Source organism: Kocuria sp. CCUG 69068 (assembly GCF_020833785.1).
GTDB classification, from domain to species: Bacteria; Actinomycetota; Actinomycetes; order Actinomycetales; family Micrococcaceae; genus Kocuria; species Kocuria rosea.
On sequence record NZ_PDDL01000088.1, the window covers coordinates 1 to 14,369 of the forward strand.

Consider the following 14,369-nt stretch of genomic DNA (forward strand, 5'->3'; position numbering starts at 1 on the left):
CGTCCGTCCCGGGCGTCGCCTCCGGAGCCGTCCCGGTCCCATCGGCCCCCGCGGTCACGACCACGTCGGGTCCGGCGACGCCGGCCCCGGCAGTGCCGCTGTCCGCGGCGTCCCCGGGGGCGCGCGTCGGGGCGGCCGGCTGGTGCGCCGCACCGCCCACGACCTCGTGGACCCAAGCGGTGACCTCGGCCAGCGGCTCCGGCTGCACGGCGTAGAGACGTCGTTGCCCCTGTGCCTCCATGGACACCATACCGGCCTCGCGCAGGATCTTCAGATGCTTCGAGACGGTCGGCTGGGAGACCCCCAGCTCTGCCACGAGGTCGCCCACGGGTCGTTCGCCGTCCTTGAGCGCGGCGAGGATCCCCCGCCGGGTCTTGTCGGCGATCACCGCGAACACGTCGTTGTTGCCCATCCGATCACTGTAAACGGGTTGCCGTGCGGCTCCCGGCACCGGCACGTCCGTGCCGCCCCCGTGGCTGCCCCCGCCGCTGCCGGAGCCCGCGGGCGGCGGGCTCAGTCGAACCACGGGTCCAGCCCCCACTGGGGGAAGACCTCCTTGCGGGTGGCCATGATCGTGCGGTCCGTCTCGTCGTTGGGGTCGAAGCCCACCTCCCAGGAGCGCCACCACAGGTCCACCTCGTCGCCCATGACCCGCGGCGCGTCGGCGCCGTAGCGCTCTTGCACGTAGTCGCGCCACGGCTGCGGCACCGCGGTGCCCACGTCGATCGGGTGGCCGGCGGCGACTCCCACCAGGTGCGTCCAGGAGCGGGGCACCACGTCGTAGCAGTTGTACCCGCCCCCGCCCGTGGCGATCCACCGGCCCTCGCACAGCTCGTGGGCCAGCCCTGCCAGGGCCACGGCGGTCTGCCGCTGCGCGTCGACGCTGACGCGCAGGTGGGTGAGCTCGTCGGCGAAGTGCGAGTCGCAGCCGTGCTGGCTCACGATCACCTCGGGCCGGAACTGGCGCAGCAGGGGCGGGACCACGGCGTCGAACGCGCGCAGCCACATGGAGTCGTCGGAGGCCGTGGGCATCGCCACGTTCACGGAGTGCCCCTCGGCCTCCCCGCGGCCGGTCTCGTTGGCGAAGCCCGTGCCCGGGAACAGCGTCAGGCCCGTCTCGTGCAGCGAGACGGTGAGCACGCGGGGGTCGTCGTAGAAGATCGACTGGGTGCCGTCGCCGTGGTGGCCGTCGACGTCCACGTAGGCCACGCGCCGGACACCCTGGTCCAGCAGGTGCTGGACCGCCACGGCGCAGTCGTTGTAGATGCAGAATCCGCTGGCCTTCTCGGCGTGGGCGTGGTGCATCCCGCCCCCGAAGTTCACGGCGTGCACCGCGTCCCCCGCGAGAACGGCCACGGCGCCCTGGTAGGTGCCGCCCACGAGACGGGCGCTCGCCTCGTGCACCCCCGGGTACCCGGGGGTGTCCTCGGTGCCGAGACCGCACTCGGGGACCTCCACGGTGGGGTCGGCGCTGACGGCCCGGACCGAGTCCACGTAGTGCTGCGGGTGGACGAGGTTGAGCACCTCGTCCGGGGCCACCTCGGGCGCCTCCACCGTGACGTTGTCCCGGCGGTCCAGGCCGAACTCCTGGACCAGCCGGTAGGTGGCCTCGAGCCGGGACGGGTGCATGGGGTGGTGGTCCCCGAAGTTGTACTCGAGCAGGGCGGGGTCCCAGAACAGTCGCGTGGGGTACGGGGCGCCGGGCCCGGACGTAGCAGGGGTCACACCGCCATTAGACCACTCGGGGCCGGGGCCCGCCCTCGCGGGCGTGGCGCCGGCGCCCTTTGTGTCACCCCGGCGCGGCTCAGTCGAGGTCGCTGAAGGCCTCGACCGCACGGGTGGGTCCCGTCACGAGGATCTGGTCGTTCTCGTAGAGGACCGTGCCGGGCTCGGTGGCCTCCCACCCCTGGCCCAGGCGGCGGACCGCGACGATCGAGACCCCGTGGGTGCGCCGGATGCTGAGAGTGTCCAGCGGCCGCTGCTGGACGGCCTCCGGCGCCGGGCAGCGGATGAGGGCGAATCCCTCGTCGATCGTCACGAAGTCGAGGACCCTGCCCTGGATCAGGTGGGCGGAGCGCACGCCCATGTCGTGCTCGGGGCTGATGACGTGGTGGACCCCGAGCTGCTCGAGGATCTCGGCGTGGGGCGTGGTGATGGCCTTCGCCCAGATCTCGGGGTGGGCGAACTTCAGCAGCCGGGAGGCGACCAGGATGCTGGCCTGGACGTCGGAGCCGATGCCGACCACGACCTTGTCGAACTCGTCGACGCCGAGCTGGCGCAGCACCTGTTCCTGGGTGGCGTCGGCGCGCACCACGGTGGTCAGCTGCCCCTTGAGCTCCTGGACGACGTCCTCGTCGACGTCGATGCCCAGCACCTCCGCGCCGTTGCGCATCAGCTCGAGGGCCAGGGCGGCGCCGAAGCGGCCCAGGCCGATCACGGCCACCGTGCCCGGTGGCCGGCGGCGGCCGGAGTGGTGGTACGGGGCGGTGCCGGGGCGGGAGGGGAACATGTGGGGACCTCCAGGAGGTGTCGGGGTGGGCCGCAGGGCCCCGTGGGGTGGTGTGCCGGGCGAGCGCGGTGGACTCAGCCGATCAGCGGGCGTTCCTTGGGCAGTTCGTACAGGGCCTTCCGGGGACGGGCCGCCATGGCGGTGGCCACGGTGATGGGCCCCAGCCGGCCCAGGAACATCAGGGCGATGAGCACGCCCTGGGCCGCCGGCGAGAGATCCGCGGTGATGCCCGTGGACAGGCCCACGGTGGCGAACGCGGAGATCGTCTCGAACAGGATCCGGTCCAGGCCGATGTCCTCGTGCAGCAGCATCAGCACCATCGTGGCGGTGGTCACCGCGCCCAGCGCCAGGACGACCACCGTGATCGCCTGGCGCTGCACCGACCGGGACAGGCGCTTGCCGAGGACGTGCACGGCCGTTCCCCCGGTGATCTCGGTCCAGGCGATGAAGCCGAGGACGGCGACGGTGGTGACCTTCAGCCCGCCGGCCGTCCCGGCGGGGCCGCCGCCGATGAGCATCAGGAGGTCCAGCCCCAGCCAGGACACCGGGTGCATCGCCGTGATGTCGATGCTGTTGAACCCGGCCGTACGGGCGATGGTGGACTGGAAGAACCCGGCCAGCAGCTTCTCGTCGGCCCGCATCGGCCCGAGGGTGGCGGGGTTGGACCACTCCACCGCGCACAGGAACACCGTGCCGGCGCCGAGCAGGACCACGGTGGCGAACAGCACGATCCGGGTGTTCATGCTCCACCGCCGGGGCCGGCGCCACTCCCGGCGCAGCTGGTAGAGCACCGGGAACCCCAGCCCGCCCAGGACCACGGCGACGACGATCGGCAGGTTGACCCAGGGGTCGGCGGCGAAGTCCATGATCGACAGGGTGTACAGGGCGAAGCCGGCGTTGTTGAACGCCGAGACCGCGTGGAACACGCCGTGCCACACCGCCTGCCCCGGTCCGTACCCGTAGCCGGCGAAGAAGCGCAGGGCGAGCGCCGCGGCCACGACCGTCTCGATCAGCAGCGTGGTGGCGAGGATGCGCAGCAGCACCCGGCGCATGTCCCCGTAGCCGGGGTTCTTCGTCTCGGTCGAGCTCATGATCCGGGCCGTCAGGCCCAGCCGGCGGGCCAGGAGGATCCCGAGCACGGTGGCGAAGGACATCACCCCGAACCCGCCGATCTGGATCAGGGCCAGGATCACCGCCTGCCCGAACGGCGTCCAGTAGGTCGGCGTGTCCACCACGACCAGCCCGGTCACGCAGATCGCCGAGGTCGCGGTGAAGAACGCCTCCATGAACGACGCCCCGCCGGGGCCCGACCTCGCGACCGGGAGCATCAGCAGGACGGTGCCGACGGCCAGGGCGGTCGCGAACGCACCGATGATCAGCTGCGCCGTGCGCGCCGCGGTCACCTCCCGCGGATCGGTGCTCCGCCGTTGTCCCGGCCGACGACCGTGGGGGGAGCGGATCCCGTGCCGTCGGGTCAGTCGACGGACCCGGGCGCGCAGCAGGGCCTCTTCCAGGGGCATGGGCGACAACCTACACCCGCGGCTGCCCGCCGCGGACGGGCTCGGGTGGAATACTGTCTCGGGTCGAGGCGAACGCCGCGGCCGCCGCCCCGCCCGGGCGGTCAGGACACCAGGAGGAGAGCCCGTGAGCCACCTGCAGCGCGCGCCCTGGGCCCGTCCGGAGGAGCGCGGCCGGTTCTGGCTGCTCACCTCGCTGCGCGACCTCGTGGACCGGATCGCGGCGGGCTCCCCCGCCCGTCTCGCCGTCATCTCCTTCGCCGCGGTCGTGTCCGTGTTCTCCTTCCTGCTGTGGCTGCCCGTGGCCTCGGCCCCCGGCGTCGTGACACCGGTCGAGGACGCCGTGTTCACGGCCACCTCCGCGGTCACCGTGACGGGCCTGACCACGGTGTCGACGGCGGCCAACTGGTCGTTCTTCGGCCAGTTCGTGATCCTGGTCGCGATGCAGATCGGCGGTCTGGGCACCCTCACCATGACCTCAATCCTGGCCCTGGCCATCGGTCGCAAGCTCGGCCTGAAGTCCCGGCTGATCACCCAGGAGGCCCTGAACATCGGGCGCCTGGGCGAGGTCGGTTCGCTCCTGCAGATCATCGTGCTGATGTCCGTGACGATCGAGGCGATCCTGGCCACGGTGCTGACGATCGGCTTCCTGGTGGTCGGGGAGCCGTTCCTCACGGCGCTCTGGCACGGGGTGTTCTACGCGGTCTCCGCGTTCAACAACGGGGGGTTCACCCCGCACTCGGACGGCCTCGTCCCGTACACGGACGCGGTGCTGATCCTCCTGCCGATCGCCCTGGGCGTCCTCCTGGGCTCCCTCGGCTTCCCCGTGGTCCTCGTGCTGCGGCAGACCGGGCTGCGCTTCTCGCGGTGGAACCTCAACACGAAGCTGGTGATCGTGACCACCACGATCCTGCTGTTCGTGGGGTGGGCCCTGTTCCTGGCCTTCGAGTGGTCCAATCCGGACACCCTGCGGGACCGGCCCGTGCACGAGAAGATCTTCGAGGGCTTCTTCCACTCCGTCATGGTCCGCTCCGGGGGCTTCAACCTCGTGGACATGAACAGCCTGGAGCCGGTGACCCTGCTGATGACCGACGCGCTGATGTTCGCGGGCGGCGGCCCGGCCTCCGTGGCCGGCGGCATCAAGGTCACCACCCTCGCCGTGGTCTTCCTGGCGATCCTGGCCGAGGCCCGGGGCGACCGGTCCGTGATCGCGTTCTACCGGACCATCCCCGAGGACGCCCTCCGCATCGCGATCTCGGTGATCATGATGGGGGCGACCGTCGTCCTGGTGGGCTGCGGGATCCTCGTGGAGATCTCCGAGGAGCCGCTGGACCGGGTCCTGTTCGAGGTGATCTCCGCGTACGCGACGTGCGGTCTCAGCGTGGGGCTCTCCGGCGAGCTGCCCCCCGCCGGCAAGTACGTCCTCGCCCTGATCATGCTCATCGGGCGCATCGGCACGACCACCGTGGCCGCCGCCCTGGCGCTGCGCTCACGCCGGCGCCTCTACCGGTACCCCGAGGAAAGGCCCATCATTGGCTGACCGTTCGTCCCACAGCGTCCCCGTCCTGGTGATCGGCCTCGGCCGCTTCGGCACCGCCACCGCGCTCCAGCTCGCCCGCCAGGGCCGGGAGGTCCTGGGCGTGGAGCGGGACGCCCAGCTGGTCCAGAAGCTCTCCGGGCAGCTCACCCACGTGGTCGAGGCCGAGGCCACGGACATCGACGCCCTGCGCCAGCTGGGGGCGGCCGAGTTCGACTCCGCCGTGGTGGGCGTCGGCACGTCCATCGAGTCGAGCGTGCTCATCACGGCGAACCTCGTGGACCTCGGCGTGAGCCGGATCTGGGCGAAGGCCATCACGCCCTCGCACGGCAAGATCCTCTCCCGCATCGGGGCGCACCACGTGATCTTCCCCGAGGCGGACGCCGGGCGGCGCACCGCGCACCTGGTCTCGGGCCGGCTGCTGGACTACATCGAGTTCGACGACGACTTCGCGATCGTCAAGATGTATCCGCCGCGGGAGGTGCAGGGCTTCACGCTGGGCGACTCCAACGTCCGCTCCAAGTACGGCGTGACCGTGGTGGGCGTGAAGTCCCCGGGCGAGGACTTCACGTACGCCCGCCCCGACACCAAGGTCACCTCCCGCGACCTGCTGATCGTCTCGGGGCACGTGGACCTGCTCGAGCGCTTCGCGGCCCGCCCCTGACCCGGGGACCGGCCGGTCCGCGGCTCAGTCGCCGCTGAACTCGCGCGTGAGCTCCGCGGAGCGGTCCGCCGAGGCGCGGGCCGCGGAGGCCACGAGAGCCTCGAAGCCGTTGTCCTGGAAGGTCGTGATGGCCCGGTCCGTGGTGCCCTTGGGGCTCGTGACGGCCCTGCGCAGGGCCGCGGGGTCGGCCTCCGCCGGGCGCAGCAGCTCCCCGGCGCCGGAGACGGTCTCCTTCGCGAGGACCCGCGCGACGTCCGCCGGCAGCCCCATCCGCTCCCCCGCCTGCTGCATGGCCTCGGCCAGCAGGAACACGTAGGCGGGCCCGGAGCCCGAGACGCCGGTCACGGCGTCCACCTGCTCCTCGGGGACCTCGACCACGGTGCCCACGGCCTCGAGCACCTGGCGCACGGCCTCCGTCTGCTCGGGGCCGGTGGCGGCCCCCGGGGTCACCGAGACCACCCCGCGGCCCACGCTGGAGGGTGTGTTCGGCATCGTGCGCACGACCGGCTGGCCGGCGGGGAGGGCGCGCTCGAGGGCGCCGACGGAGATCCCCGCCGCTACCGAGGCCACGACCGTGCCGGGGCGCAGGGCGGGGGCGATCTCGCGGGCGAGGTCGAGGATGCCGACGGGCTTGACGCCGAGCAGCACGACGTCCGCCTCACGGGCGGCCCGCCGGTTGGCCTCGGGATCGTCCCCGGTGACGTAGGGCCGCACGCCCGTCTCGTCCTCGAGCCGGCGGGCGCTCTCCGCGGAGCGGACGGTGGCCCGGACCTGCTCGACGGGCACGCCGGAGGCCAGCACCCCCCGCAGGATGGATCCGTTCATGGAGCCGCAGCCCAGGAAGGCGAGCACAGGGGTCATGGTCGGTGAGGTCCTCTCATCGGTGGGATCGGAACGGTGGAATCGGAACGGTGGGAACGGGACGGTGGGAACGGCGCCGGCGGGCCGGCGGGCCGGGTGCGCCCGGGCCTCAGCCCCGGCTGCCGTCCGCGCCCTCCGTGCCGTCGGGGCCGCCGGCGCTCGGGGCGCCGTCGGAGCGGCTCGTGTGCCGGCGGGCGAACTCGAGGGACTCCGCGAGCCACTGGGTGCGCTCGTCGGCGTTCTTCGAGCGGCGGGTCGAGACCTCGACCCCGATGATGCCCTGCCACCGGGTGGAGGCGAGGAACTCGAGGGACTCGGCCACCGGCTGCACCCCGTGGCCGGGCAGCAGGTGCTCGTCCGCCGTGGTCTCCCCCGACCCGTCGGTCAGGTGGACGTGGCCCAGCCGGGGGCCCAGTTCCCGGATGGCGGCCAGGGAGTCCATCCGGGCGGTGGCGGCGTGCGAGAAGTCCCACGTCACCCAGTCGTAGTCCAGGCCCAGCGGGCTGTAGTGCGGGGCGTAGACCACGGTGTCGCGGCCGCGGACCCGCCAGGGGTACATGTTCTCCACGGAGATCTTCACGCCGGTGGCCTGGGAGACCACCCGCACCCCCTCCACGAAGTTCGCGGCGTACCGGCGCTGCCACCGGAAGGGCGGGTGGACCACGACGACCTCCGCGCCCACCTGTTCGGTGAGCGCGGCCGCCATCTGGATCTTGGTCCACGACTTGCCCCACACCTGCTGGGTCAGCAGCAGGGTCGGGGCGTGGATGGTCGAGATGGGGAGCTGGTGGCGCTGCACGAGGTCCTGCAGCTGGTGGGTGAGCTGGCTCATCCGCTCGTGCGTGACGAGCACCTCCACGCTGTCGTAGCCCAGCTCCACGGCCGCCTCGAAGGTCTCCGGCACCCCGAGCGGATAGAGGGAGCTGGTGGACAGCGCCACGTGCGGACGGTACGGCTCCGGGGCGGCGCCCTGCTGCTCGCTCATGCCGCACCCACCAGGTGCCGGGGGTCCACGGTGCGGACGTCGGAGTGGCTGCTCAGCTGGTCCAGGCGGCGCAGGATCAGTCCCTCGCGGAGCGCCCACGGGCAGATCCGGATCGACTCGACGCCGTAGGCGTCCATCGCCGACTCCGCCACCACGGCGCCGGCGAGGATCTGCCGGGCCCGCGCGGCGGAGACCCCCGGCAGCTCGGCGCGCTCCTCCGGGGACATGGCCTCCATCCGGCGGGTCCACAGCCGCAGGTCCTCGAGGTGGAGGGTGCGGGGCACGTACGGGCCCATCTCGTACGGCGCCGCGCCACAGATCCGGGCCAGGGAGCGGAACGTCTTGGAGGTGCCGGCCACGCAGGTGGGCTCCCCGGCCGCGCGGACCCGGTCGACCGCGGGCCGGAGCTCCTGGCGCACGTGCTTGCGCAGGGCCTTCATCTCCTTCGGGGTCGCGACGTCCCCGGCGACGAAGGTGCGGGTGAGCCGCCCCGCGCCGAGCGGGACCGAGGTCGCCACGGTGGGCAGCGCGTTGTCCCCCAGGGCCATCTCGAAGGACCCGCCGCCGATGTCGAGGTCGAGAACGGTCCCCGCGCCCCAGCCGAACCAGCGGCGCACCGCGAAGAACGTCACGGCCGCCTCCTGGTCCCCGGCCAGCTCCGTGAGGGTCACGCCGGAGCGGGACTGCACGTGGTCCAGCACCTGCGCCCCGTTGCCGGCCTCGCGGATCGCGGAGGTCGCGAAGGCGAGGAAGTCCTCGGCCCGGTTGTCCACGGCGAAGTCCCGGGCCTCGACCACGAACGCGGTGAGGGCGTCCCGGCCGGCGTCGGAGATGTTGCCGTCGGCGTCGAGGTACTGCACCAGCCGCAGGGCGAGCTTGTGGGACGCGTACGGCTCGGGCCGGGAGCCCGGGTAGACGTCCAGCAGGAGGAGGTGGACGGTGTTCGACCCCACGTCGAGGACTCCGAGACGCATGCCGTGGTGCTCCTTCGAGTTCCGTGTCCGTCCCGCGCGTGCGGAGCGGATCAGCCCTTGGACCCGGCGCGGGCGGGCTTGGCCGCCGCGGGCTTCTTGGCCGTGCCCTTCTTCGCCGTGCTGCTCCTGGCCGTCGTCCCCTTGGCGGCTGTCCCCTTGGCCGTGGACCGGGCCGTCTTCTTCGGGGCGGGGCCCTGGGCGCGCTTCTCCGCGAGCAGCTGGCTGGCGCGCGCCGGCGTGATCTGCTCCACGGTCTCGCCGCGCGGGACCGTCACGTTGGTCTCGCCGTCGGTGATGTAGGGGCCGAAGCGCCCGTCCTTGATGACCATGGGCCGTTCCGTGATCTGGTCGGTGCCGAGGTCCGCGAGCGGAGGCTTGGCGGCGCCGCGGCCGCGCTGCTTGGGCTGGGCGTAGATCGCCAGGGCCTCGTCGAGGGTGACCGTGAACAGCTGCTCCTCGGACTGCAGGGAGCGCGAGTCGCCGCCCTTCTTCAGGTAGGGGCCGAAGCGGCCGTTCTGCACCGTGATCTCGTTGCCCTCGGCGTCCGTGCCCAGCGTGCGCGGCAGGGACAGGATCTTGAGCGCGTCCTCGAGGGTCACGTCCTGCAGCGTCATCGTGGAGAGCAGGGAGCCCGTGCGGGGCTTCTCCTTGACCGGCTTCTTCGGGGGCTTGGGCTTGCCGTTCTTGTAGTACTCGACGGGCTGGGCCGCGAGCTCCTCGGCGGTGGGCTCGGGGATCACCTCGGTGACGTAGGGCCCGTAGCGGCCGTCCTTGGCCACGATGGCGCGCCCGGTCACGGGGTCGCGGCCGAGCTCCCGGCCGTCGGCCTTGCCCGTCTCGATGAGCTCGCGCGCCTTGTCGGGCGTGAGCTCGTCGGGGGCGAGGTCCTCCGGCACGTTGGCCCGGATCGGGTCGGTGATCTCCCCGGTCTCCGGGTCGACGGCGCCGGCCACCTCCAGGTAGGGGCCGAACTTGCCGACCCGCAGGGTGATGTCCTCGGTCACGGGGATGGAGTTCACGGCGCGGGCGTCGATCTCGCCGAGGTCGTCGACGATGGGCTTGAGCCCGTTCTCGTGGCCCTGGGAGCCGAAGTAGAAGTCCTGCAGCCAGTCGGTGCTGTCCTCCTCTCCGCGGGCGATCCGGTCGAGGCCCTCCTCCATCTCCGCCGTGAAGTCGTAGTCCACGTAGTCGGAGAAGTGCTCCTCGAGCAGGCGCACCACGGAGAACGCGGTCCACGAGGGGATGAGCGCGGAGCCCCGCACGCGGACGTAGCCGCGGTCCATGATCGTGGAGATGGTCGCCGCGTAGGTCGAGGGCCGGCCGATGCCGAGCTCGTCGAGGACCTTCACGAGGGACGCCTCGGTGTAGCGCGGCGGCGGCGAGGTGCGGTGCCCGTCCGCCTCGACCTCGGTGGCGTCCAGGCGGTCGCCCTCCGCCATGCGCGGGAGCCGCTTGTCGCCGTCCTTGGCGCCGTCCTTGTCCGTGGCGGGGTCCTCGTCCCGGCCCTCCTCGTAGGCGGCCAGGAAGCCGCGGAACGTGATGACGGTGCCGGACGCGGAGAACTCGGCGTCCCGGCCGGCCGAGGACGTCGCCCCGAGCCGCACGGTCGCCGTCGACCCCTTGGCGTCGGCCATCTGGGAGGCCACGGTGCGCTTCCAGATCAGCTCGTAGAGCCGGAACGCGTCCGCGGAGAGCTCGCCGCGGACCTGGTTCGGGGCGCGGAAGGAGTCCCCCGCGGGGCGCACGGCCTCGTGCGCCTCCTGCGCGTTCTTCGACTTGGAGCTGTAGAGCCGCGGGGAGCCGGGCACGAAGTCGGCGCCGTAGAGCTCCGTGGCCTGGCGCCGGGCGGCCGTGACCGCCTGGTCGGACAGCGCCACGGAGTCGGTGCGCATGTAGGTGATGTAGCCGTTCTCGTACAGCTTCTGCGCCACCTGCATGGTGGTGCGGGAGGTGAAGCGCAGCTTGCGCGCCGCCTCCTGCTGCAGCGTGGAGGTGGTGAACGGGGCGGCCGGGCGGCGTGTGTAGGGCTTGGTCTCCAGCGACCGGACCGTGAACGCCGCGTCCTCGAGACCGGCGGCCAGTTCGCGGGCGGCCTGCTCGTCCAGGTGCGCGAGCTTGTCCGCGGCGCCCTTGAGCACGCCGTCGTCGCCGAAGTCGCGGCCGCCCGCCACCCGCTTGCCGTCCACGGAGGAGAGCCGGACGCTGAAGGCGGTGCCGGCGTCCTCGCCGTCGGTGCGCGCGAACGTCCCGCTGAGGTCCCAGTAGTCGGCGGGCACGAACGCCATGCGCTTGCGCTCCCGCTCCACGACCAGGCGGGTGGCCACGGACTGCACGCGCCCGGCGGACAGGCCCGAGGCGATCTTGCGCCACAGCACCGGGGAGATCTCGTAGCCGTAGAGCCGGTCGAGGATGCGCCGGGTCTCCTGCGCGTCGACCAGGTCCTGGTCGAGCTCGCGCAGCTCCCCGAAGGCCCGCTCGATGGCCTCGCGGGTGATCTCGGAGAAGGTCAGCCGGTAGACGGGGATCTTGGGCTTGAGCACCTCCAGGAGGTGCCACGCGATGGCCTCCCCCTCGCGGTCGCCGTCGGTGGCGAGGTAGAGGGCGTCCGCGTCCTTGAGCTTGCGCCGGAGCTCGGTGACCTTCTTCTTCTTGTCCGGGTTCACCACGTAGTACGGCTCGAAGCCGTGCTCCACGTCCACCGCGAACTTGCCGTAGGGACCCTTCTTGAGCTCCGCCGGCAGCTCCGAGGGCTGCGGGAGGTCGCGGATGTGCCCCATCGAGGACTCGACCTCGTAGGCGTCGCCGAGGTACCCGGCGATGGTCTTGACCTTGGAGGGGGACTCCACGATGAGCAGGCTCTTGCCCGTTCCCGGGCTCTGGGTGGCCTTCGTTGGCACGGTACTCCTTGCTGCGGTCCGCGGTGCCGCGGGCCGCGGCGCTGCTGGACGTCGGGTCGAACGGGCGGGCGTCGGCCCGCCGTTGCGCTCCACCATAACGCCTCACCGCCGTCAACCCCGGCGCGGCGGGGACCCGGAGGACATCGGCGTCCCCGGGCGGGTCGCACGGGCCGCCCGGCCCGGGCGGCCCGGACCGGTCTCAGGAGGGGTAGCGCTCGGGCTCGTCGCCGATCGTGAACTCGCGGCCCGTGGCGTGCTCCACGTCGATGACCACGAAGTTGTACTTCAGCGTGGGCGCCCACGGCCTGAGCGGCAGCTCCTCCGCGGCGTCGATCTCGGCGCGCGTCTCGAGCCGGCGGGCCCGGCCGTGGACCACCACGGAGCGCACGACGTGCTCCTCCGAGACCTCGTCGATCTCGAACGCCACCTGGTCGTTGACGATGAGGCTCGAGAGCTTGGAGCCCTGGGCCGTGCGGAAGTACAGCTTGCGCTGGTGGACCACGTAGTTCACCGGGAAGATGTCCACGAGACCGGCCGCCTCGACGGCCAGCCGGCCGAAGGGGTGCTGCTCGAGGAGCTGCCAGACGGTGTCCTTGTCGAGGGTCTTGATGGGGTTCAGGTTGTCTCCGATGCTCATGCTCCCATCCTCCCACCCCCACCGTCGCGGCGCCGCCTGCTCATCCGCCCACAACGTCGCTCAGGCGGCGGGCGGCACCGGCTCGTGCGGCACGAGGAAGCCGTCGAGCACGAGGTGCCGGATCTCCTCGGTCAGCCGCTGCCGCTCCTCGCCCGCCCAGTCCAGCAGGGCGGCGAGCGCCCCGAGGATCTGCCGGGCGCTCAGCTCGCCGTCGCAGGCCCCGGCGAAGCCCGCGGCCTCGCTCGAGAGCACCACGGTCCGGCGCAGCCCGGCCCCCTGCCGGAGCAGGATCACGCCGGGGTGCTCCGCGCCGGGGCGCTGGTGGCGCTCCTCGGTGACGTCCTCGGCGGCCACGAGGTGGGCGTCCAGCCAGTCCTGGGGGTGCGCGGCGAGCCAGTCGGCCCGTTCCCACGTGGCGGCGAGCGCGGGCGCGAGCGGCTGCTGGACCGGGTGGGGGACGTGCTCGAAGCGGCGAAGCGCGCCCCCGGGCCGGGCCCGGGACGGGCGGCGGAGGCGGATCATCCCGAAGCCCACGGCCTCGACGCCGCGGGCGGCGAAGTCGTCGAGATAGGCGCGGTAGGCGCGTTCGTAGTGCTCGAGGTCGCGGGACTCCGCCGCGTCCCGCAGCCACGTCTCGGCGTACTCCTCCGGGCCGGCCAGCTCCCGCTGGAGGAACCACGCGTCGACGCCCTCGGGCACCCACTGCTCGGGCCGCTGCGCCCAGCGCTCGGCGGCCGGCCGCGCGTCCCCGGGCGGCGGGGCGAGGACCTCCCAGTTGCCGAGCAGGTGGGCGGTGGCCCCGGGGGCCATGACCCCGGGCAGCCCCCGCACCAGGTCGGCCACGATCCGGTCCCCCGGCAGACCGCCGTCCCGGTAGGTGTAGCGGTCGAGAGGGGTCTCCCCGACGGGGCGCGGGGTGATGACGAACGGCGGGTTGGACACCACGAGGTCGAACCGCTCACCGCGCACGGGCTCCAGGAGGGATCCCGCCCGCAGGCTCACGCGGTCCTCGAGCCGGTCGGGGTCGATCCCGAGCGCCTGCGCGTTGAGCAGCAGGTTGAACCGGGTGAAGCCCAGAGCCCGGTCCGAGACGTCGGTGGCGGTCACGTGCCCCGCGTGCGCGAGCAGGTGGAACGTCTGGATGCCGCACCCGGTCCCCAGGTCCAGCGCCCGCTCCACCCGGCGGCGGTCGGTCGTCTGGGCCAGCGTCAGGGAGGCCTGGCCGATGCCCAGCACGTGGTCGCGGCGCAGCACGCCGGGGCGCTGGGACTCCCCCAGGTCGCTCGCCACGTACAGCTCCGTCCCGTCGTCGGAGGCGTGGGGGCGCAGGTCCACGGTGGAGCGCAGCCCGCCCTCCGTCTCCTCGGCGAGGCCCAGGCCCACGAGCTGCTCCGGGCGCACCGGGGCGGGCGCGAGCGTCTCCGCGGGGACGGTGCGGCCGAGCAGGAAGAGCGAGACGACCCCGGCGAGGCCCCGGTCCGGGTGCCCGGGCGTGCGGAGGGCCGGCTCGAGGACCCGCAGGGCGGGCACCGCCTGGTCCCGGGCGAGCGCGTCCATGGCGGCCTCCCCCAGCAGCTCCGCCACGCGGTCGTGGGTGAAGCCCGTCCGGCGGAGGGCGTCGTGCAGCTCGGCCGGCGCCCGCGGGTCGTCGGAGACGGGGGTCCCCGGGACCCGGGAGAAGGCCGGTGCCGCCGAGGGGCCGGGGGCGGCGGGGCTCATGCGGCCCCCGTCGGCACGGGCACAAGTGCCGTGGCGGCGCGGGAGGCGGCCGGGGTTCCGTCGCCGGGC

Annotated in this window: 12 protein-coding genes; 2 read left to right on the plus strand and 10 right to left on the minus strand. The window is 73.0% G+C overall.

What is annotated here, in order from left to right:
* From CRM73_RS14535 to CRM73_RS14550, 4 genes are all read right to left on the minus strand, one after another.
* On the minus strand, window positions 1–412 hold a 412-nt coding region (locus CRM73_RS14535), incomplete at its 3' end, for a metalloregulator ArsR/SmtB family transcription factor (RefSeq protein WP_229588215.1).
* 101 nt (window positions 413–513) lie between these two features.
* The gene (locus CRM73_RS14540) at window positions 514–1,725 is read right to left on the minus strand and encodes an acetoin utilization protein AcuC (RefSeq protein WP_035925024.1); all 1,212 of its coding nucleotides are present in this window, start codon (window positions 1,723–1,725) and stop codon (window positions 514–516) included.
* A 79-nt stretch (window positions 1,726–1,804) separates the two neighbouring features.
* Window positions 1,805–2,509: a TrkA family potassium uptake protein gene (locus tag CRM73_RS14545; protein ID WP_229588217.1), complete on the minus strand. Its 705-nt coding sequence runs from the start codon at window positions 2,507–2,509 to the stop codon at window positions 1,805–1,807.
* Between the two features lie 74 nt (window positions 2,510–2,583).
* Entirely contained in the window at window positions 2,584–4,029 is a 1,446-nt protein-coding gene (locus CRM73_RS14550; protein WP_229588219.1) for a potassium transporter TrkG, read from the minus strand.
* Window positions 4,030–4,153: 124 nt separating this feature from the next.
* Here CRM73_RS14550 and CRM73_RS14555 point away from each other — a divergent pair, with 124 nt between their 5' ends.
* Entirely contained in the window at window positions 4,154–5,566 is a 1,413-nt protein-coding gene (locus tag CRM73_RS14555) for a potassium transporter TrkG (protein ID WP_144836180.1), read from the plus strand.
* A complete protein-coding gene (locus tag CRM73_RS14560; RefSeq protein ID WP_017832491.1) occupies window positions 5,559–6,227 on the plus strand; it encodes a TrkA family potassium uptake protein in 669 nt (222 codons plus the stop codon). The genes CRM73_RS14555 and CRM73_RS14560 overlap by 8 nt, the downstream gene beginning before the upstream one ends.
* Before the next feature lie 24 nt (window positions 6,228–6,251).
* Here the strand turns inward: CRM73_RS14560 and proC are convergent, their stop codons facing one another.
* The 6 genes from proC to CRM73_RS14590 form a co-directional block, all read right to left on the minus strand.
* Window positions 6,252–7,088: a pyrroline-5-carboxylate reductase gene (proC, locus tag CRM73_RS14565; RefSeq protein WP_095651139.1), complete on the minus strand. Its 837-nt coding sequence runs from the start codon at window positions 7,086–7,088 to the stop codon at window positions 6,252–6,254.
* A 109-nt stretch (window positions 7,089–7,197) separates the two neighbouring features.
* On the minus strand, window positions 7,198–8,073 hold the full coding sequence (locus CRM73_RS14570) for a sugar phosphate isomerase/epimerase (RefSeq protein ID WP_095651140.1): 876 nt from the start codon (window positions 8,071–8,073) through the stop codon (window positions 7,198–7,200).
* Window positions 8,070–9,047, minus strand: a complete 978-nt coding sequence (locus CRM73_RS14575; protein WP_035925036.1) for a Ppx/GppA phosphatase family protein — start codon at window positions 9,045–9,047, stop codon at window positions 8,070–8,072. The genes CRM73_RS14570 and CRM73_RS14575 overlap by 4 nt, the downstream gene beginning before the upstream one ends.
* A gap of 50 nt (window positions 9,048–9,097) precedes the next feature.
* On the minus strand, window positions 9,098–11,944 hold the full coding sequence (gene topA / locus CRM73_RS14580; RefSeq protein ID WP_229588221.1) for a type I DNA topoisomerase: 2,847 nt from the start codon (window positions 11,942–11,944) through the stop codon (window positions 9,098–9,100).
* A gap of 199 nt (window positions 11,945–12,143) precedes the next feature.
* Window positions 12,144–12,581: a pyridoxamine 5'-phosphate oxidase family protein gene (locus CRM73_RS14585; RefSeq protein ID WP_017832495.1), complete on the minus strand. Its 438-nt coding sequence runs from the start codon at window positions 12,579–12,581 to the stop codon at window positions 12,144–12,146.
* 60 nt (window positions 12,582–12,641) lie between these two features.
* Window positions 12,642–14,300 (minus strand): methyltransferase, encoded by a 1,659-nt coding sequence (locus CRM73_RS14590; RefSeq protein WP_229588223.1) that lies wholly within the window; start codon window positions 14,298–14,300, stop codon window positions 12,642–12,644.
* Window positions 14,301–14,369 lie beyond the last annotated feature (69 nt).

Bases quoted from the DNA above. Each gene is read 5' to 3' on its own strand.
- CRM73_RS14545 (WP_229588217.1), bottom strand. From the start codon at position 2,509: ATGTTCCCCTCCCGCCCCGGCACCGCCCCGTACCACCACTCCGGCCGC.
- CRM73_RS14550 (WP_229588219.1), bottom strand. From the start codon at position 4,029: ATGCCCCTGGAAGAGGCCCTGCTGCGCGCCCGGGTCCGTCGACTGACC.
- proC (WP_095651139.1), bottom strand. From the start codon at position 7,088: ATGACCCCTGTGCTCGCCTTCCTGGGCTGCGGCTCCATGAACGGATCC.
- CRM73_RS14570 (WP_095651140.1), bottom strand. From the start codon at position 8,073: ATGAGCGAGCAGCAGGGCGCCGCCCCGGAGCCGTACCGTCCGCACGTG.
- CRM73_RS14575 (WP_035925036.1), bottom strand. From the start codon at position 9,047: ATGCGTCTCGGAGTCCTCGACGTGGGGTCGAACACCGTCCACCTCCTC.
- CRM73_RS14585 (WP_017832495.1), bottom strand. From the start codon at position 12,581: ATGAGCATCGGAGACAACCTGAACCCCATCAAGACCCTCGACAAGGAC.
- CRM73_RS14590 (WP_229588223.1), bottom strand. From the start codon at position 14,300: ATGAGCCCCGCCGCCCCCGGCCCCTCGGCGGCACCGGCCTTCTCCCGG.